This window comes from Borrelia parkeri (assembly GCF_023035815.1).
GTDB lineage: Bacteria > Spirochaetota > Spirochaetia > Borreliales > Borreliaceae > Borrelia > Borrelia parkeri.
Map to the genome: position 1 here is coordinate 596408 of NZ_CP073159.1, position 20414 is coordinate 616821.

At 28.8% G+C, this 20414-nt stretch carries 14 protein-coding genes; 10 read left to right on the forward strand and 4 right to left on the reverse strand.

Annotated elements, in window-relative coordinates; genetic code table 11:
* The first annotated feature begins 105 nt into the window (after positions 1 to 105).
* The 6 genes from pyrG (at position 106) to recG (ending at position 10047) form a co-directional block, all read left to right on the forward strand.
* Entirely contained in the window at positions 106 to 1716 is a 1611-nt protein-coding gene (gene pyrG / locus bpSLO_RS02900; RefSeq protein ID WP_025375574.1) for a glutamine hydrolyzing CTP synthase, read from the forward strand.
* A 101-nt stretch (positions 1717 to 1817) separates the two neighbouring features.
* On the forward strand, positions 1818 to 2405 hold the full coding sequence (locus bpSLO_RS02905; RefSeq protein ID WP_025375575.1) for a hypothetical protein: 588 nt from the start codon (positions 1818 to 1820) through the stop codon (positions 2403 to 2405).
* Positions 2406 to 2608: 203 nt separating this feature from the next.
* Positions 2609 to 3790, forward strand: a complete 1182-nt coding sequence (locus bpSLO_RS02910; protein WP_025407364.1) for a methyl-accepting chemotaxis protein — start codon at positions 2609 to 2611, stop codon at positions 3788 to 3790.
* Between the two features lie 144 nt (positions 3791 to 3934).
* Positions 3935 to 7390: a DNA polymerase III subunit alpha gene (gene dnaE, locus bpSLO_RS02915; RefSeq protein WP_025407363.1), complete on the forward strand. Its 3456-nt coding sequence runs from the start codon at positions 3935 to 3937 to the stop codon at positions 7388 to 7390.
* A gap of 11 nt (positions 7391 to 7401) precedes the next feature.
* Positions 7402 to 7974 (forward strand): YggT family protein, encoded by a 573-nt coding sequence (locus bpSLO_RS02920; protein ID WP_025375578.1) that lies wholly within the window; start codon positions 7402 to 7404, stop codon positions 7972 to 7974.
* 9 nt (positions 7975 to 7983) lie between these two features.
* Entirely contained in the window at positions 7984 to 10047 is a 2064-nt protein-coding gene (gene recG / locus bpSLO_RS02925; protein WP_246989778.1) for an ATP-dependent DNA helicase RecG, read from the forward strand.
* Positions 10048 to 10049: 2 nt separating this feature from the next.
* On the opposite strand, the gene bpSLO_RS02930 is transcribed toward recG, so the two are convergent.
* Positions 10050 to 10844: a M15 family metallopeptidase gene (locus bpSLO_RS02930; protein ID WP_025407362.1), complete on the reverse strand. Its 795-nt coding sequence runs from the start codon at positions 10842 to 10844 to the stop codon at positions 10050 to 10052.
* Between the two features lie 86 nt (positions 10845 to 10930).
* Between bpSLO_RS02930 and bpSLO_RS02935 the strand changes: the two genes are divergently transcribed.
* The 3 genes from bpSLO_RS02935 to murD all read left to right on the forward strand — a co-directional run bounded on the left by bpSLO_RS02935 (position 10931) and on the right by murD (position 15180).
* Positions 10931 to 12280, forward strand: a complete 1350-nt coding sequence (locus bpSLO_RS02935; protein ID WP_025375581.1) for an MATE family efflux transporter — start codon at positions 10931 to 10933, stop codon at positions 12278 to 12280.
* Positions 12281 to 12456: 176 nt separating this feature from the next.
* The gene (locus bpSLO_RS02940) at positions 12457 to 13800 is read left to right on the forward strand and encodes an MATE family efflux transporter (RefSeq protein ID WP_025407361.1); all 1344 of its coding nucleotides are present in this window, start codon (positions 12457 to 12459) and stop codon (positions 13798 to 13800) included.
* Between the two features lie 24 nt (positions 13801 to 13824).
* Complete coding sequence (gene murD / locus bpSLO_RS02945) at positions 13825 to 15180, forward strand: UDP-N-acetylmuramoyl-L-alanine--D-glutamate ligase (RefSeq protein ID WP_025375583.1); 1356 nt, start codon at positions 13825 to 13827, stop codon at positions 15178 to 15180.
* Here murD and bpSLO_RS02950 read toward each other — a convergent pair.
* Positions 15177 to 16226: a lipid II:glycine glycyltransferase FemX gene (locus tag bpSLO_RS02950; protein WP_025407360.1), complete on the reverse strand. Its 1050-nt coding sequence runs from the start codon at positions 16224 to 16226 to the stop codon at positions 15177 to 15179. The two genes, murD and bpSLO_RS02950, sit on opposite strands and share 4 nt — an antisense overlap.
* 21 nt (positions 16227 to 16247) lie before the next feature.
* Positions 16248 to 18437, reverse strand: a complete 2190-nt coding sequence (metG, locus tag bpSLO_RS02955) for a methionine--tRNA ligase (RefSeq protein WP_348648859.1) — start codon at positions 18435 to 18437, stop codon at positions 16248 to 16250.
* Positions 18438 to 18554: 117 nt separating this feature from the next.
* Here metG and pta point away from each other — a divergent pair, with 117 nt between their 5' ends.
* Positions 18555 to 19601: a phosphate acetyltransferase gene (gene pta / locus bpSLO_RS02960; protein ID WP_025407359.1), complete on the forward strand. Its 1047-nt coding sequence runs from the start codon at positions 18555 to 18557 to the stop codon at positions 19599 to 19601.
* Here pta and rsmA read toward each other — a convergent pair.
* Positions 19572 to 20408, reverse strand: coding sequence for a 16S rRNA (adenine(1518)-N(6)/adenine(1519)-N(6))-dimethyltransferase RsmA (gene rsmA, locus bpSLO_RS02965; RefSeq protein WP_038447865.1), 837 nt, complete (start codon positions 20406 to 20408; stop codon positions 19572 to 19574). The two genes, pta and rsmA, sit on opposite strands and share 30 nt — an antisense overlap.
* Positions 20409 to 20414 lie beyond the last annotated feature (6 nt).

Consider the following 20414-nt stretch of genomic DNA (forward strand, 5'->3'; position numbering starts at 1 on the left):
ATATATTAGCCTTACAAGATTGTTGTGGTGTTAAAGATTTTGATTTAATGTGATTTTTAATCATTGGTATTGGTTGTTTAAACTTATTTTTTTTGGAGGATTTTAATGATAGATAATTTAAAAATTTTGGTGGTAACAGGTGGTGTGATTTCTGGAATAGGTAAAGGAGTTACATCTGCAAGTATTGCACGGTTATTTAAGGATAATTTGAAGATAACACCAATTAAATGCGATGGTTATCTAAATACTGACCCTGGTACTATAAATCCTGTTGAGCATGGAGAGGTTTTTGTTCTTGATGATGGTGGAGAGGTTGACATGGATTTTGGTCATTATGAAAGGTTTTTAAATCTGAATTCTAAGTCTAATTGGAATATTACTATGGGTAAGATATATAAGAATATTCTTGAAAATGAGAGGCAGGGGAAATATTTAGGGAGAACTGTACAGCTTATTCCTCATGTTACTGATGAGATTAGGGAGACAATTTTTAAAATTGCCAAAGAAGAGAGCAGTGAACTTTTAGTAATTGAGATTGGTGGTACTGTAGGGGATATGGAAAATATTTTGTTTATTGAAACAATGAGACAGATAAGATATGAGATTGGGAGTGATAATATTGCTTTTGTGCACTTAACTTATATTCCAAGTCCTGTTGGAATAAATGAGCAAAAATCTAAGCCTACTCAGCAGAGTGTAAAGACTTTAAATAAAGCTGGAATTTTTCCAGATTTAATTATCGCAAGAAGTTCTCAACTCTTAACAAAACAGATGAGACAAAAAATAGCAATGTTTTGTAATGTTGATACTTCATCCATTATTGATAATACTGATGTTTCAACTATTTATGAAATACCCATATCTTTTTATAAACAGGGATTACACGAAATTTTGGGTTCAAAGTTAAAAATAAATGTTAAGCCCAAGGTGGATGGGCTTGAACGATTAGTAGGTATAATAAAGAGGAATCTTGTCTCTCCTCAAAGGATTGTAAATATTGCTATTTGTGGTAAATACACTGAGCTTGGTGATTCTTATGCATCAATATTTGAGTCTTTAACACATGTGTCTGCTAATTTAGATATTTTAGTTAAAACAACTGTAATTGATAGTACTAATTTTGATGAAGGGATGTTAAAGGGTATAGATGGTATAGTAGTGCCTGGTGGATTTGGGGGGAGAGGATATGCAGGTAAAATTCGTGCAATTAAATATGCTCGTGAGAATGATATTCCTTTCCTTGGTATTTGTCTTGGCATGCAACTTGCAGTAATTGAGTTTGCGCGTAATGTTTGTGGAATATTTAATGCTGATACTGAAGAGACTTTATCTGAAGGTAATTCTATATGCAGTTCTATAACCCCTGTTATTCACTTATTGCCTGAGCAAAAGGAGCTTAAAGATAAGGGTGCTACAATGCGACTTGGAGGCTATCCTGTTTTATTAAAGAAAGATACACTTGCTTTTAAACTTTATGGAAGTAAGATGATCGTTGAAAGATTTAGGCATAGGTATGAAGTTAATAATGATTATCTTGATTCGTTTAATAATCATGGACTTGTTGTGTCTGGATTTTCTGAAGATTTTCGGATAGTGAAAATAATGGAAATACCAAAGAATAAGTTTTTTGTGGCTTGTCAATTTCATCCTGAGCTTATTACAAAATTGGAAAATCCGTCTAAGCTTTTTGTAGGTTTAGTAAAAGCATGTCTTTGATTTTTAAGTAATTTTATTTTGATTGGTTTATTTAATGTATTTCATATATTTAGTATAGTTGGTATGTGAATTCTTTTAAGATATTTTGTTAGGGGGATAAGATGAAGGAAAGTGATATTAGAAAGGCAATTTCGATGAAAAGATTAGTTAAATATTTCTTTGATGAGCTTAAATATAGAATGAAAATACCTTGTCTTAGACCAAATAGTAGAAGTATGAGTAAAAAGTATATACTTCTTAATCTTTTAAGAAAAATAGCTAATCTGCCATTTAATAAACAATATGAAATTGAAGAACAATTTCCTCTTGATATTTCAGGAAAAGGCATACTTACAGATGCAGTGCTTATTAAGAGATTAGATTATGAGAGGTGTGTTATTACTGGTATTATTGAGGTAAGAGCAGAGCATGTTGATCTTGAGTATGAACTTAAGCGGTTTGTGATTCGAAGTGGTAAGATTAATGTTCTTTTTTGGCAACCCAAAAGAACTATTTTAAAGCAAGATGGAGACTTAATTATATTAGATGCAGATGATATTTTTAAACTTGATAATGATTTTTATTTGCCAGTGATTAAAGAAAAATTAGAAAATTTTATTAATATTTTTATGAAATTTTTCTCTTATGAAGATGTTTTATTTGAGTATAATAAACTACACGGTAAGTATTCTTTAGTTAAAAATAAGTAAAATTTATTATTTTTTAATATATGCAATTTTCTTGGAGATATGGAGAATATAATTTAGATATTTTATATTAAATTTAATTTTAAAAATTCGTTTTAAAATATTTTTTGTAAGTATTTCTTCTTAATTTATTATCTTTTAAAAGATCATTAAATTAAGTTGTTTTGATATTGTTATAAAATTATTTTTTGTGGTAAAATCTTTTCATGTATAAATTTTCATTTTTTGGTAAGAAAAAATCAGATATGTCTAATTCATTTAAGGACAAATCTTTGAAAGATATAGAAGATGATAATCAATCTTTAAATATGTGTGAATATAAGGTGCCTGTTAAGGAGGTGATACAAGGATTTTATCATGCTAGGTCTTCTATTAGTAATGTATTAGTTCGTATTGAATTTTTATATAAAAACTTATTCTTTAACTTTGAGAATATTTATAAGCTCTTTGAATCGCTTATCGAGAAGGCAAATAATGCTCGTAGTCAAGTGAGTGTTATTTTTGAAGATATTGAGAAGAATAATGAAGAAAAATTGAATAGGGTTAGTGCTGTTATTGTAGGTGTACAAGGAAGTTTGGAGACTATCAATAGTTTTTTAGGTGCAACTAATATGATTTCTCTTAATGCTAAGCTTGAAGCAGCAAGAGCAAAAGAGTATGGGAAAGGTTTTTCTGTTGTTGCTGATGAGATTAAACGGCTCTCAGATCAGGCAAAGAGTGTTATGAGTATGATTTCTGTTAAGGAAATTGAACAAGTATCTAAGGATTTAATTTCTAAAAATATTAAGGAGTTGCAATTAGATATTGATAATTTTTTCTCAAATTTAATTGGAGAGCTTATCTCTATTGGAAATTTATTTAAACATTTTGTTAGTCAGCAAAATGAATTTTCAACGTTAATTAGTGAGCTTGAGAATGTTGAGGCTAGTATTTCTTATTTAGCAAGAAATTGTGATTCTTTGTCTAGTTCTGAAATTTTTATGTATTCTAATGATGAATTTTTAAAAGAATTGGAATTTAGCATTGCAGAACAGATGTCTTGGATGAGTATCGTAAGAGCAATTGTTGAAAATCAAAAGAGCATGCCCATTCAAACTGATCCTATGAAACATGGATTTGGATTGTTTTATAAGGGACTTATTCCAAGGGAGTTCAAAGTTAGAGCAGTTTGGGAAGATATTTATTCTTGTTATTTAAATATTCATAAACTTGTTGTTGAGATAGTAAAAGTATTTGCACAAGATAGTTCTGATGATATCGATTTGAGGCGTGCAAAGGATTTTTTGGTACAAGCTGAAGGTTTATCAGATGAAATTATTAGTAAACTTGAATCTGTTAAAAAAATAGTGGTTGAATGTGAAAATCAGGGTATTAGTATTTTTGCATGATTTTATAATTCATTATTCTTTTTAATCTTATTTTTTAAGTGTTTTAAGTTTAATATTTCAAGGTTTATTATATTTAATATTTTGGTTTAGGTTAAAGTATATCTATTAAAAATCAAGTTTTATTTTGGTAAAATAAGTATAAGTATGGATTTAAAAGTTAAGTTTGTTCATTTGCATGTACATTCAGATTATTCTCTTTTGGATGGAGCGGCCAAGATTACAGATATTGTGGCAAAGGCGAAAAAATGCAATATGTCCCATATTGCATTAACAGATCATGGCAATCTTTTTGGTGCTATAAAGTTTTATAGAGAAGCAAAAGGGGCAGGAATAAAACCCATCATTGGTATGGAAGCTTACATGTCAAGTACCTCAAAGCATATAAAAAAGAATGATGAGCTTGGAAGACCTTATTATCATCTAATTTTTCTTGCAAAGAATGAATTAGGCTATAAGAATTTATTGAAATTGACAAGTATTTCTTATCTTGAGGGATTTTATTATCGCCCAAGGATTGATAAGGAAGATATTGAAAAATATTCCGAAGGACTTATTTGTACGTCTGCATGTATTGGTGGGATTATTCCTCAATTAATTCTTGCAAATAAATTTGATGATGCAAAGAATGAAATTCTTTGGTTTAAGAGTATTTTTGGTGATGATTTTTATCTTGAACTTCAGCGTCATGGGATTAAACAACAGGATATAGTTAATGAAAAATTAGTTGCTTATTCTAGAGAGCTTAATGTTTCACTGACTGTCTCTAATGATTCTCACTATGTGAATAGAGAAGATGCGACAGCTCAAGATATTATTGTCTGCATTGGAACGGGTGCTAAGAGAAGTGATCCTAATAGACTTAAAATGGAGACTGATGAGTTTTATCTTAAAACTCAAGAGGAAATGTGTAAACTTTTTAGGGATTTGCCAGAAGCTTTAGCGAATACTTTAAAAATTGCTGAAAAATGTAATGAGTTTGAGATTAAATTTCCAGGTCCTATTTTTCCTGAATATCAAGTACCTAGTGAGTTTGATACTCTTAGTCAATATTTAGAGCATTTAACACTTGAAGGTTTAAAGTTTAGATATGCAAATGATGTAACTGATAGCATTAAAGAGCGTGCTTTTTATGAGCTCTCAACAATCATCAAGATGGGATTTGAGGCGTATTTTTTAATTGTTTGGGATTTTATTAAATTTGCACATGATAATGGTATTCCCGTTGGTCCTGGACGTGGCTCTGGGGCTGGTTCTATTGTTGCATATGCTCTTAGAATTACTGATATTGATCCTTTGAAATATAATCTACTTTTTGAGAGATTTTTAAATCCTGAACGTGTGTCCATGCCTGATTTTGATATTGATTTTTGCTTTGAAGGTAGAGATGAAGTTATAAAATATGTTACAAGAAAATATGGTGAGGATAAGGTTGCACAGATAATTACTTTTGGAACCTTAAAGCCTAAGGCTGTATTTAAAGATGTAGGTAGAGTGCTAGATATTCCTTTTGCAGAGTCTAATGAACTAACTAAGCTTATTCCCGATGGTCCAAAAGTTTCATTAAGAGAAGTTTTTAAAGATAAAGCTCTAAAGGCTTATTTAAATAAGGGAGCTGTTTATAATGAGTTGATGGAAGCGGCACTTGTTCTTGAAGGCATGAATCGATATGTCTCAACTCATGCGGCAGGTATTGTGATTGCTAGAACCCCTTTAACAGATTATGTTCCACTTTATAAGGATTATAAGCAAAATACGGTTTCTACACAGTATACCATGGACTTGTTAGAGGATTGTGGTCTTGTAAAGATGGATTTTCTTGGACTTAAGACATTGACTCTAATAAAGAATGCAGAAAATCTTATTAGGATTACTAATCCTAATTTTAGCATTGCTAATATTTCTGATAGTGATGTTAAGACTTTTAAAATGCTTGCTGAGGGACGTAGTGCTTCTGTTTTTCAATTTGAATCTGAAGGTATGCAACAAGTTTTAAGGGATGCAAAACCTGACAGTATTGAAGATTTAATTGCTTTAAATGCACTCTATCGACCAGGTCCTATGCAGTTTATACCTCAATTTATTGCGGCTAAGACAGGAACTAAGCGGATTAGATATCCTCATCCAGATTTAAAAGAAGTTTTAAAGCCAACTTATGGAGTTATTGTTTATCAAGAACAGGTAATGGAAGTTGCAAGGATTATTGGTGGGTTTTCTCTTGGAAAAGCAGATATCTTAAGACGTGCAATGGGGAAGAAGAAAGAAGATGAGATGAATAAAATGAAGGTCGACTTTATAAAAGGTGCTCTTAGTAAAGGTTATGATGAAACTCTTGCAAATGACATATTTGAGCTTTTAAAACCTTTCGCTGGTTATGGCTTTAATAAATCTCATGCAGCTGCGTATTCTTTAATAGCTTATCAAACAGCATATCTTAAGGCCAATTATCCTGAGAATTTTATGGCTGCCAACTTGACAAATGAGATTAATAATACTGAAAAGCTGTCTTATTATATTGAAGAAGCGAAGTCTATGGGGATCAATGTTTTAAAACCCGATATAAATCAGTCTTTTAAAGAATTTAGTGTAGTGGGATTGAATATTTCTTATGGTCTTAATGGGATTAAGAATATCGGGGGTTTAATAGTTGATCTTATAATTACTGAGAGGCAAGAAAATGGGGAATATAAATCTTTTGAAGACTTTATTAGAAGAGTGGATGATAAGGTTATAAATAAAAAGTTTCTTGAGGCTGCAATAAAGTCTGGACTTTTTGACAGTCTTGGTCAAAATAGAAAAACACTTTTTGAAAATCTTGATAAATTAATAGATTTTGTAATAAAAGATAGGAATGATAAAAAACTTGGCCAGAATAGTTTGTTTGGTTCTATTGGCTTTCAAGATGCTATTCAGCAAAGTTTTAATTATCATGTATTTGAGGAATATTCTTATCCTGAACTTTTAAGATTTGAGAGAGAGCTTTTAGGTTTTTATGTATCTGGGCATCCTCTTGACCATTATAAACCCGAACTAGAACGTTTTACAAACTTTAATGTTTTAGAAGATCTTGCTGTTAAAAAAGATACTACTGTTAAATTTGCTGGTAGTCTGAATGTGGTAAGGGTTATTCGTACTAAGAGAAATAATGCTAGGATGGCCTTTGGAGTTATTGAAGATTTTAAAGGTGAGATGGACATTATAGTTTTTGCTGAGAGTTATGAAAAATATAATCATTTATTGATTGAAGGTGATGTGATTGGTGTTATAGGTAAGCTTAGATTTGAGAGAGATAAATTTTCAATAATTGTTGAAAAAGTTTTAAGTATTGAAGAAATTTCTGTAAATAATGTGAATAAGATTCATAATCTTCATATTAAATTTTCTAATGAAAGACTCGGTGATTCTCATCTTCTTTATTCTCTAAAGGATAAAATCTTTAATCTTGAAGATAATACCGGTTTTTCACATGTTTATCTTTATTTAAAAAATGATAATAAAAGCTTGAAACTTAAAATGGATTTAACCTTAAATTTTAAGCCTGATGAGTTTAAACTTAATGAGTTAAGATGTCATAAAATAGTGGAGGATATTTGGTTTGATTAGGAGGATTAGTTGTGATAATAGAGACTTTAATTGTGTTTTTAAACATTTATAGAATTTTAATTTTGATTAGAATTTTTCTTAGTTGGCTTGTATCCTCAGGAATTAATACTAGTGCTTTTTTTAGATTTATATATAATTCAACAGAGCCATTTTTATCTATTTTTAGAAGGATTCGATTTTTTCGGTTTGGTATATATGATTTTTCACCAATTGCAGCTTTAATTACTCTTTCAATAGTTGAGAGAATGTTATCTTACGGTGATTATAAACTTTCTACATTTGTTATATTGTTTATTATTGAAGTTTGGGGGATATTGAGGAGTGTTTTTTTTGCTCTTATATTTTTCTTTGTTTTGAGATTAATATTTTTATTTTTACATTTATTTGATGGTACTGATTTCATGAGAAGCGTTGATTCATTTTTAATGCCCTTGTCTGTTAAGATAAGCAATATGGTTACAGATAAAAATATGTCTTATCCTATTAATTTAATTGTGGCAGGAGCATTGTTGTTGGCATTTATAATCATTTGTGAGCAAGCTATATGGGCTATTAGTATTCTAGGCTTGTATTTGCCTTTTTAGGGATTATTCATGTTTTTACATGAATTTCAATATGATTTACAGGGTATAAGTGGTCTTGGTAATAAGGGAATTGATAGATTACATAATCTTAATATTACAAATATCAAAGAACTTATAGAATTTTTTCCTAAAAAATATGAAGATCGTCAAAATATAAAAACTTTTCCAGATCCACTGGAAGTGAGAAGTTGTGAACTCATGACAGTTTTTGTTGTTTTGGAACATAGAAATTTTGGGAGTAATTCTAAGAAAAATTTAAAAATTATAGCTCAGAGTGAAAATGATGAAATATTTGAAATTCTTCTTTTTAATAGGGGATTTTTAGAAGGGGTTTTTAAGGTAGGTCAAAAATTCTATATTTATTCTAAATTTAATTATAGTGATTATACTCAAATGTGGAGTTGTTCTAATTTTGATAGTGAAGTGTTTAGTTATAATCCTGAAAGATTTAAAAAAATTATGCCGGTTTATTTTCTTGGTGAAGGACTGACTTCTAAAAAGATATCGTCTTATGTAAAAGAAGCTCTTATTTATTTTTTAAAGTTTGGGAAGTCAGACATTCCTGATTTTTTGATAAAAAAGTATTCATTATTGTCCCTTCATGAAGCTTTAAATGAAATTCATTTTCCAACTTCTCTTGAAATGCTTGATAGAGCAAAAAAGACTTTGATTTATAGAGAAATTTTTTTGCTTCAGTTTTTTTCAAGAGGGAAAAGTTCTTTGGGTTTTTTAAGGAAAAAAAAGCATCTACCTATGAATTTGCTTGATCAAGTTGTTTTAAAATTACCATTTAGTCTTACAAAAGATCAGGAAGTTGTAATTAATGAAATAATTGATGATCTTAAAAGTAATAAGCCAATGAATAGATTATTGCAAGGTGATGTTGGAAGTGGCAAGACTCTTGTTGCGTTTCTCTCTAGTATTCCTTTAATTGAAGCTGGGTATCAAGTTGCATTGATGGTGCCTACTGATCTTTTGGCACGACAACATTATAATAATCTATCAAATATATTAAAAGATTTTAATGTTTCAATAGCTCTTTTGACTGGTAGTTTGAAAACGAAAGATAGAAATGATGTTTTAGAAAAAATTCAAAGTGGCACTTATAGTTTAGTAATTGGGACTCATGCTATCTTTTCTCAAAGAACAAAATTTAAAAAATTAGCTTATGTTATTATTGATGAACAGCATAAATTTGGTGTTGAGCAGAGAGAGAAGCTTAAAAATAAGGGTGAAGAAGTTGATATGCTTTTAATGTCAGCAACTCCTATTCCTAGAAGCTTAGCTTTAACTCTCTTTGGTGATCTTGAGGTATCTTTAATTAAGAGAGGGCCTGCAGGTCGAAGACCTGTTACTACTTATTTAGCAAAGCATGGAAATGAGGATAAGGTATATGAATTTTTAAAAAATGAGCTTGGGAAAGGACATCAGGTTTATTTTGTTTATCCTCTAATATCATCTTCAGAGAAGTTTAATTTAAAAGATGTTACTAGTATGTGTTTAAATCTTAAGAATATTTTTGTTGAATATTCTGTTGCAATGATTCATTCTAAGCTTGAATCTCATGTTAAAGAAGAAATTATGCGTGATTTTTATTTGAAAAAAATAGATATTTTAGTTTCAACAAGTGTTATTGAAGTTGGTATTGATTGCTTAAATGCAACTTGCATTGTAGTAGAACATGCTGAGCGTTTTGGACTTTCTGCTTTGCATCAGATTAGAGGACGTGTTGGTAGGGGTAGCTTAAAGTCTTTTTTATTTTTACTTTATAAGGAACCTTTAACAGAAGCGGGAAAATTTAGACTTAAAACTATAAAGGAAAATATAGATGGTTTTAAAATAGCAGAAGAAGATCTTAAATTGAGAGGTCCTGGCAATTTATTTGGTCTTGAGCAAACTGGTTATTTGAAACTTAAGATAGCTGATTTTGTTGAAGATAAAGAAGTCATAAGTTTGATTAGAGAAGAACTTAATATGTTTTTTTTAAATAAGGCTTTTTATGATAAAGCAGATATTGAATTACTAGATAGTCTTTTGGTCTCATATTTAAGATTTGTTGGTAAAGAGAATTAATATTAGTTTGTATATTTTTGAATTAAAGTTGAAAGTTCTTTTTTATGTTCATGCCAAAACTTGAAAAGTTTATACTGTAAATTGTTGAAGTATTTTTTTTGCAAAATGCATGCTTGTTTACCAATATACATGTAATGCCAAGGCTCTGATTTATAACCAGTTTCTATTTCATGATCCTTCGGATACGATAATGAGAATCCATGTTTGAATGAATTCTCATAAAGCCATTTACCTGCTTTTGTATTTAGTAAATTGTCATCTATTTGGATGAAATCTATGGTTGTTCCTAGTTGGTGTTGTGAGTGATCCGGAATTGCTGATTGAATTTTTGCTAGCTTAAGTCCGTAAGTTTTTACGTTATGTTCAAATAAAAATTTTTGATATTCTCTTGTTCTGTATGCTGACACTATTTTTATTTGTAAGCCATTTTCTCTTCCTGCTTTTACAAGATTAGTTAAGTCGTCTATTAATATTTTTCTTAACTTTAAGCTTTTTTTTCCAATATTTTTTAATTCTTTAAAATCTTTCAAATAAACTAAATCAGTTGGGTTGTATCCTTTAGGAATTGGGATTTTTTTGTTTACAAGTATTAAGAGGTCATTCTTTTCTGCTTCAAGTAGTGGTTTAAGTTCTTTTATAAATTGAATAGGTTTTTCTTTTATTTGTTTTTGATAAGATTTATCTAAAATTTTTATAATTTTAAATAAATTTTTTAAGTCTTCTCTTGATATTGTATTTGCTTGTAAAGTCAAGTTATTAACTAATAGTATTAGTGAAAATATATTTAATGATCTCATAAAAATGTAATTATATTATATATATTATAATTTGTTTTTGTCGTGTGAGTAATTTTTATTGATAAAAGTGATAATCTGGATAAGATATGCTGACAAAGTTTAACAGTTATCGTTCAATACTAAGAGAATTATTGGTATTGGCTATTCCTACAGTTTTTGAGTCTTTTTTATTTCAATTGGTAACATTTTTTGATAATTATATGATTGCTTATTTAGGATCTGCGCAAGTGACAGGGACTTCTATTTCTAATAGAATAACTTTTCTTTGTTTTATTGTTATATTTGCATTGGGTACTACGCTTAGTGCTTATGCTTCTCAAGCATTTTCTAAGGGAAAATTTACACATGTTAAGCAGGCATTTGCTTATGCTTTGATAATTGGAATTACTATTGGAATTATTTTTTTTTGTATGTCCTTTGTTTTTTCAAAGGAGCTTATTAAGCTATTCATAGAAGAAAACGAGTCTTTAAATTTTGGAATGGATTATTTAAAAATTGTTTCTGTTTCTTACATTTTTATGTCTTATTCTTTTTTATCTGCCATGGGTTTTAAGAGTATTAAGGATATAAAGATACCTTTAATTGTTACTATATTTGTTGTGTTAATGAATATTATTTTAAATTATATCTTAATTTTTGGGTTTAATATGGGAATAAGAGGGGCCGCTTATGCTACTTTGCTTTCTAGGATTAGTGAATTTATCTTTTATTTTTTTTATAACCTTTTGAATGTCAAATCTTATTATCATCTTAAAATAAGTGATTTTTTTGTTTCAAAGAGTGTTAAAGTGGCTTATTTAAAGATACTGATTCCTGTTTTTTTACATGAAATCTGTTGGGTTTTAAGCATAACTATTTTGCATGCTTTTTATGCTCGGCTTGGAAGTAGTGAATATGCATCTTTTGCAGTAGCGTCTAATATTTTAGATTTATGCTTTGTTGTGATGCATGGGATGGGAGTTGCAACTGGTGTTATTATTGGGCATTTGATGGTAAATGATAAGGAACAGGTTAGAGCATTGGGAATATTTTTGTCAGTTATTGGAGTTGTTTTGGGATTTGTTGTGGCCTTTATTCTTTGCTTAACATCTAAAATTGTTCCTATTATTTTTGGTAATTTGGATTCTCCTGAACTTGTTAGTACTTTTATCTCTATTTTTGCAAGTATTGTTGTTTTTAAGGGTTTTACAGCTCAGACACTTGTTGGTGTTTTTAGAGCCAGTGGAATTCCTAATATTTGTTTTTATATTGAGGTGGGAGTTATTGTTTTTTATACATTGCCAATTGCTTATTTTTTAGTTTTTTTTACAAATTTTAGATTGCCATTAATAGTTTTTATTGTTAATCTTGAGGAGATCTTTAAAAATATATTTATTTTAATAGAGTTTTTTAAAAATAATTGGATAAAAGACATTCATTATGAAGAACTGACTTAATTTTTAAAATATATTATAATGACAATTAGGATATTGTATGAGCAATGTGGATTTAAAATTCATTTTGATTGTGTTTAATAAAGGAATTCCCGCTACTTTTTTATAGTGTATTTTTTTAAGTTAAATTTTTTTTTAATAATTTGAAAACTTGCTGTTTTTATGTTTAGGAGGAGGTTATGTATTCATTAAGCAAATCCAAGAAAAACAGTGTGTATCAAGATATTTTAAATATTGCAGTTCCAACAGCCATTGAATTCTTTTTATTTAATGTTATTGCATTTACAGATAATATTATGGTATCTTACCTTGGTGATTATCCTGTTGTTGGAGTTTCTCTTGCAAATAAATTGTTTGAACTCTTTAGTACTATTGCCTTTACCGTAATGGGAGCTTATAACATATTGGCAACAAGGCAATATGCCCAAGGTGATATTGATAATTTTAAAAATACGTTTTTTATTAGCATTTTAATTCTTCTATTTTTTTCCTTTTTATTTATAGTAATTTCATTATTTTATTCATATTTTTTCCTTGGGTTGTTATCTGATGACCCAGTAGCTATCTATTATGGAATATCTTATCTTAATATTGCTGTTTATTCTTTTATATTTGCAGTTGTTAAGGGAATTATTGCTAATTCACTGAAAGTTGTTAAAATAACCAAAATTCAAATTGCTACTTCTGTTTTTTCAGTTATTTTAAATGTGGTTTTTAACTATTTATTTATTTTTGTGCTTAATATGGGGGTAGTTGGTGCTGCTATTGCAACTACATTGGTTAGATTGATTGAGCTTGTTTTTTATCTTCTTTATACTGTTTTTAATATAAATTCACATTTTTACCTTAAGATTAAAAATCTAAAAATCAATCCTGTGATATTTTCTGAGCTAATTAAGGTTTTTGTTCCAATTTTCTTAAATGATTTTATTTGGTATTTGGGATATTTTGGTTTAATTGCAATCTTTTCAAGAATTGATACGGCTAAATATGCAGCTTATAGTATAACTTTTTCTACTTATTTTATCGGACTTAATATGACTTATGCTTTTTGTTTTGCTGTTAATATTGTGATGGGACACGAGATGAATAATGATAAAAGGGAAATAATGTCTGTTGCAGCATATTTAGGCAAAATAGGTTTTGTTTTGGCGTTTTTGACTTCTCTTATAATATTTGCTTTATCATTTATAGTGCCCCATATTTTTTATAAATTAGAGCATGCAGATCTTATGGGAGTTATGCTAAGATATTATGCTATTTCAGCTTTTTTTACCTCCCTTGCGTTTCAATATTTATTTGGGTTTTTCCGTGCAGGTGCAGCTCCAAACTTTGGAGCTATTATGGAATGTTCTGTGACTTTCATTTATACAATTCCTGTTGCATACTTTTTGGCAAATTATACTCAAACTCCATTTGAACTTATTGTTTTTATTCCAACTCTTGAAGATGTAATTAAATTTGGTATTTCTCTGCCTTATTTTTATAGTACTAAGTGGATTAAATCTATTAAAACAGGTTAATTATTTTGTTATAATACTTGTGCTGTGTATTTAGATGAGATAAGAGGTAAAAATTTTTTAATTATGGGTTTAGGGCTTCATGGAGGAGGTCTGGCTGTTGCGAAGTTTTTATTAAAACATGGTGGTAATTTGGTAATTACTGATTTAAAGAATGAGTTAGAATTAATCCCAAGCATTGAGGCCTTGAAACAATTTAGAGATAAAATTCGATATGTTTTAGGATATCATGATGAGGATGATTTTAAGAGGGCAGATATTGTTATTAAAAATCCTGGTGTAAGTTTTGATAATAAATATTTAAAACTTGCAAAAAGGGTTGAGACCGATATTAGTTTATTTTTAATGTTTAATAAAAATCCAATAATTGCTATTACAGGAACTAAGGGAAAATCAACACTTGCATCTCTTTTGCATAAGGTTTTGGTTATTAAGTATCCAAATTCTAAGCTTGGAGGTAATATTGGAGTATCTCCTTTAAGTTTTTTAGATGAGCTTGATGGAATATCGCCTATTATTTTAGAGCTTTCTTCTTGGCAATTGCATGATCTTAGGAATTTATGTCCTATAATTAGCATTATTACAAATATTTACTCTGATCATCAAAATTATTATTCAAATTTTGATAACTATATAGAAGATAAATCAAGGATTTTTATAAATCAAAATTCGGGAATTTTGATCTCTCAAGATCAAGCTTATTATAATTATTTTTCTAGATTTAAATCTAAGGTTAAGAGTATTTTATTCTCAGAAGCTGTGCCTTTAAATTTTGAAAATGATATTTTTTATTTTAAAAAGGGCAAAATTTATTTAAATAACAAAGTAGTGGGTACTCTTAGTGAGTCAAGGATTGTGCTATTGATCTCTAAAATGATCACTGTTTTTATTGCAAGTTATTTAGGCTTGGATTTGAGTGTTGTATCTAAGATTGTGACTGATTTTGATGGCATTGAGCATAGATTAGAATTTGTGAGAGAATTTGAAGGTGTTAAATATTATAATGATACGGCGTCAACAATTCCTGATTCTACAATTTTGTCTGTTAAAAGTTTAAGAGCTTACGTAGGATTGATTAATCTTATTACTGGTGGAACTGATAAAGAGCTTAATTTTGCAATTTTTAGTGAAATTTTAAGCATGGTTAAAACCTGGATTTTGTTAAGAGGAAGTGCTACTTTAAAAATTATTAAATTTTTAGAAGATAATAATATTAATTATTTTATCTTTTCTTCTTTAAAAGAATGTGTTTGTTATGCTAAAAAAATTTCTATTCAGAATGATATAGTTTTATTTTCTCCAGCCAGTGCTTCTTTTGAACTTTTTAAGAATGAATTTGATAGAGGACTTCAATTTAAAAATTTAGTGAGTATTATGGCTTAAAATCTTTTTTTAATAATTTTGTAGTAAATGTATCTTAGTATTTCAAGAATGCTGTAAATTTGATATAAAAATTTTTTGTACACAAAATCATAACATCCAATTCTGTGGATAAGTTTTCCTCCAAATCCGGTTTTAAATTGAAAGAGACCAAATAAAGGGTGTTTTGGATCAGCGTTTGGAGGAATTCCTAAAAGATCGTATTCTTTTATTGAAAGACTTTTCAGCATTTGTATTGTCTTAAATTGCACCGCATAATTTGGCATTAGATGCCTATTTTCTCTGCTTGAAGCACCATAAAGATATGTGGCCTTATCTTTATATATACCAACAATGATTCCAGATATTAGTTGTTCATTATATAGTGCAATTATTAGTTTGATTTTGGAATTTTTATCTTCTCTAAATGCTTTTATTAGATTTCTTATATAGTCTTTTGAGTGAATAGCAAATTTGTCTCTTTGGGCTGTATCTTTATGAAGTGCGTAAAATTCATCAAAATATTTAAAGTCATCATCTATTATAACTTTGATGTTTTTTTTGCTGCTAAGATTTATGTTATATCTAGTTTTCTTTTTCATTTTAGCTTTAATGGCATCTAATGAGTCATTTAAATTTAGTATTGTTGTATTTGCTGGTTGTATGTCATCGAATGATTTTTGTAGATTTTTAAATTTAAGTTTTAGTGGGATATATTCTTCTTTTAAGCCTCTTGAAGTATAAAACATTAAATCATATCGTACGAATATGGTATTTTTATGTAAATATTGCCTTATATTTTCACTAAATTTTTTGATTTGGGTATTGATCTCGTCTAAATTAATTTCGTCGATTTTCTTATTTGAAAATTCTGGATGAGCGATATAGCTTAAGTAAAATTTTCCAAAGATCTTTCTTTGCATCACAAGAATTTTGTTAAAATGATTATTACTAAATGCTATGGCTTTCCATGGACTTTTATTGCTTGAAACTTTTTTTACAGTTGTCCATAGTTTGCTTTGAAGGTAATTTTCATTTAAGTTTTCTATTTCGATTTTTTTAATATTCATTAATTTTTCTTGATTTGAGACTTAATATACTTTTCCATTTGGAATTTCTCTAGATAGTATTTTTTCTTTAGAATGTTCTAGTATAAGGTTAATACCGTTTACTTTAAGTTCCCCATTTTCTGCTATAATTTGAGTTTTAAGGAATTTATCTATGCTGATCTTTGATGGTAATTTTAATTTTTTATCACTATCACTCTCAAGTATTATTCGCTCTCCAGGGATGGGATTATCTTTAAAATCTTCTACAATTATTACTTTAAAATTTTTATTCTCATCTTCAGTTGCAATTAACATTCCTTCAGATTTGATCCCTCTAAATTTGGCAGGTTTTAAATTGTCAACTATTATTATGTGTTTTCCAATTAATTCTTCTTCTTTGTAATAATCTGCCAAACTGCTTACAATTTGTTTCCCGTCAGGAGTCCCATCATCAAGCTTTAAAATGAATAACTTTTCTGCATCTGGATTTCTCTCTATTGTTTTTATTTGTACAACTTTTAAGCATACTTTTTCGCTAAATAAATTTATTGGATTTTCTGTTTGTTCATCTTGCATATTTTTGCTCCCTGAATATTTTAATTTTAAACTATCAATTAATTCCTTTTCTAGCTTTGTAAATAATACTTCTGTAAACTGAATTGTATTTAGACCTAAATTTGTTCCTAAAAATTTGTTGGAAATTTCATAACTTTCTCCAAAAAATCTTCTTATTTTGTCACTTGTGTGCGGTATAAATGGTGAGATTAAGATGGATAGATCCCTTATTAAATATATTAGGTTTAATAATAGCTCTTTTGTTTTTTTAGGTGTACTGTCTTTTGTTTTCCACGGTTCTTTATCTTGAAATATTTTATTACCTATTCTTGAGATATCAAGAATTTCTTTTAGAGCTGATTTGAGTTCTATTTGTTTGAAGAAATTTAAAGTTTTATCATATTTAAGATTGATTTCTTTCCAGAAATCTTCTTTTATCTCTATTGTGTCTATTTTGTCCCCAAAGAATTTTTTATAAAATGTTAATACTCGGTTAACAAGGTTTGAGAAATTTCCAATAAGTTCACTATTTACCCTTTCCATAAAGTCGTCCCACATAAATTGAAAATCAGATTTTTCAGGTCTGTTGTAATATATGTAAAATCGCCAAATGTCAGTAGATATGCCAGTGGTAATGACATCGTTTCCAAATATTCCAATTCCTGCAGATTTTGAAAATTTTAAGTGTTCATAGTTTAAATATTCGCTTGAAGCTAGTTTACCTAACATTGTCCAGTTTTCTTTGCTTCCAAGCTTGATGGCAGGAAATATTACTGTGTGAAATAAGATATTGTCTTTTCCAATAAATTGTACTAAATTAGTCTCTTTGTTATTTTTCCACCAAGATTCCCAGTCTTTTGAAATTTCTTTTGTAATTGAGATATATCCTATTGGTGCATCAAACCATACATAAAATACTTTATTTTCATATTCTTTTTTAGGTACTGGTATTCCCCATTTTAAATCTCTTGTTATTGCTCTTTCTTTAAGACCATCTCTTAAGAATGCATTTGTTGTTTTAATGGCATTGGTATTCCAGTTTGTATTGTGTTCAGTTGTTTGCATCCAATGTATAAGTTCATTTTTTATCTTTGGTAAGTCAATGTAGAGATGCTTAGTTGTCTTTATAATGGGAATGTTTTTGCAAATTATACATTTTGGATTTATTAACTCGATTGGAGCTAATAATTTAGAACAATTTTCACACTGATCTCCTTTTGCATTATTTCCACAATTTGGGCATTCTCCTGTTACATATCTGTCGGCTAAAAACATTTGATCTTGTTGGCAAAAAAATTGTTCACTTTCTTTATCTGTGATATACCCATTTTTTTCTAGTTTTAAGAATAAATCTTGTACAGTTTCTTTGTGATATTTGTTGGTTGTGCGTCCAAAAATGTCAAATTTAATGTTAAACCATTCATAAATTGATTTGTGTATTTCATAATATTTGTTGCATAGTTCTTCAGGGGTAGTTTTTTCAATTAAAGCTTTAGTTTCTGTGGCTGTACCGTATTCATCTGTTCCACAGACATAAAGTGTATCTATGTCCATCATTCTTGAATATCGTGCAAAAGCATCTGCTGATAAAACTTGTACTAAGTTACCAAGGTGAGGTATGTTGTTAACATATGGCAATGCAGCTGTAATTAAGTTCTTTTTTTTCACTTGATTTATTTTTTCCTTTTTTGTTGTATTATATTCATATTTTAATACTAATATGGGTTATTTTGTTCATTTTGTTTATTAAATAATTTATGATTTTATTAATGATAAATGTGATATTGAGGATATATGTGTTCTTTTAATTTTAAAAATTATGTATGTGATAGAGCAAAAAAAATTGTGAGGGAAAAGGGAGATAAAGCCAGTATAGTTTTTCCTGAAAGTACTGATGTTAGGATTTTAGAAGCAACTATTGATCTTTTAAAGAAAAAACTTGCAGGACTTGTGGTGCTTATTGGGCGTAAAGATGAGGTTTTTAGAAAATTAAAAGAATTTTCAGGTTCTAGAGATGATATCTTAGAAATGGTAAGAGTTGTAGATCCCAATTCTTTTAAAGATTTTAATAGATATTTAGATGAATATTTTAGTTTACAACATAATAAGGAATTAACTTTGAAGCAAGCTAAAGAAGAACTTTTAGATGAAATTGCTTTTTCTATGATGATGGTTAGACTTGGTGAAGTTAAAACTTGTGTTTGTGGTGCTTTAGCGTCTTCTGCTAAAGTTTTAAGGAGTGTGTTTAAAATACTTCCTAAGCTTAAAGAGACTAATTTTATATCTTCTTTTATGATTATGGATACTAGTAATGATCTTGGTCAGTTTAAAACTTGTTTTGGGTATGAGGGAATTTTAATGTTTGCTGATTGTGCTGTAATAATCAATCCTAATGCTCTTCAGCTTGCAGAAATTGCAATACAGAGTGCAAATTCATTTAGGAATATTTTTAATGCAGAGCCAAAAGTAGCCCTTCTAAGTTTTTCTACAAAGGGGTCTGCTAATTCCATAGAAGTTGAAAAGGTTAAAGGTGCTTTAGAGTTTGTTAAAAGTAAATGCTCAGACTTACTTATTGATGGGGAACTTCAGATTGATGCAGCTTTGGTTAAAGGTGTTGCAGAGAAAAAGTGCAGTGATTCCTTGGTTGCTGGTGCTGCAAATGTACTTATTTTTCCTAGTTTGGAGTCTGGTAATATTGGGTATAAGCTTGTTGAAAGATTGGCTTTTGCTAATGCCTATGGACCTTTCTTGCAAGGACTTAAAAACCCTGTTAGTGATCTCTCAAGGGGGTGTTCTCTAGATGATATCGTATTAACGAGTGCATTGATGATTAGTAGTTAGTTTGTTTGAGATTGTAATGAATTCTTTAACAGAAATTTCTTCAGGTCTTTTATCTAAAAATCTTTTTAAGAAGTCTTCTTCAAGAATCCTCTCGTCTTTGGTAAAGTTAATGATTGTATTTTTTAATTTTTTTCTGCGACTTATAAATACTGTTCTGACTAACTTGTTGAATGCTTTAAAGTCTTTAATTCCTCCTTTGCAAGGAATGAGTTTAAGAGTTGTTGATTTTACTTTAGGAATTGGATAAAAATTTTTTTTATCAATATCCATTATTTTAATTACATTAAAGTGTGATTGGACTAGTACTGTGAATGATGAGTAATTTTTATTTCCCTCTTTTGCAAGCATTCTATCAGCCAGTTCTTTTTGTACTGTAAATACCATGTGCGTTAAGATTCCATTTTCAATAAGCATTGATATTACTTTTGATGCAATGTTATAAGGTAAATTTGAAAATATTTTGTTAATATTTTGTTTTTCTTGTTTATATGTTTTTAAAAAATCACCTTTTATTAGCTTGAAATTTTTAAATTGTCCAAATTTTTCATTTAAAATTTCTGAGTTCTTAGGATCAATTTCAAAAACTGTCAAAGAATTTGTTTTCTTTAGCAAAATAATTGTCATTGCTCCAAGACCTGGACCTATTTCCCAAATGTTTTCATTTTCTTTAATTTCAAGCGTATCTACTATTTTTTCTCTTATATGCTCATTAATTAAGTAATTCTGTCCCCATATTTTTCGTGGAGCTATATTTTTGCTTGCAAGTGCACGTTTTATGCTGTTTATGCTGTTATAATTTATGTTCATAGATAG

What these genes read in the sequence shown, in the direction of transcription:
- pyrG (WP_025375574.1), top strand. Translation starts at nt 106, where the DNA reads ATGATAGATAATTTAAAAATTTTGGTGGTAACAGGTGGTGTGATTTCT.
- bpSLO_RS02905 (WP_025375575.1), top strand. Translation starts at nt 1,818, where the DNA reads ATGAAGGAAAGTGATATTAGAAAGGCAATTTCGATGAAAAGATTAGTT.
- bpSLO_RS02910 (WP_025407364.1), top strand. Translation starts at nt 2,609, where the DNA reads ATGTATAAATTTTCATTTTTTGGTAAGAAAAAATCAGATATGTCTAAT.
- dnaE (WP_025407363.1), top strand. Translation starts at nt 3,935, where the DNA reads ATGGATTTAAAAGTTAAGTTTGTTCATTTGCATGTACATTCAGATTAT.
- recG (WP_246989778.1), top strand. Translation starts at nt 7,984, where the DNA reads ATGTTTTTACATGAATTTCAATATGATTTACAGGGTATAAGTGGTCTT.
- bpSLO_RS02930 (WP_025407362.1), bottom strand. Translation starts at nt 10,844, where the DNA reads ATGAGATCATTAAATATATTTTCACTAATACTATTAGTTAATAACTTG.
- bpSLO_RS02935 (WP_025375581.1), top strand. Translation starts at nt 10,931, where the DNA reads ATGCTGACAAAGTTTAACAGTTATCGTTCAATACTAAGAGAATTATTG.
- bpSLO_RS02940 (WP_025407361.1), top strand. Translation starts at nt 12,457, where the DNA reads ATGTATTCATTAAGCAAATCCAAGAAAAACAGTGTGTATCAAGATATT.
- bpSLO_RS02950 (WP_025407360.1), bottom strand. Translation starts at nt 16,226, where the DNA reads ATGAATATTAAAAAAATCGAAATAGAAAACTTAAATGAAAATTACCTT.
- pta (WP_025407359.1), top strand. Translation starts at nt 18,555, where the DNA reads ATGTGTTCTTTTAATTTTAAAAATTATGTATGTGATAGAGCAAAAAAA.
- rsmA (WP_038447865.1), bottom strand. Translation starts at nt 20,408, where the DNA reads ATGAACATAAATTATAACAGCATAAACAGCATAAAACGTGCACTTGCA.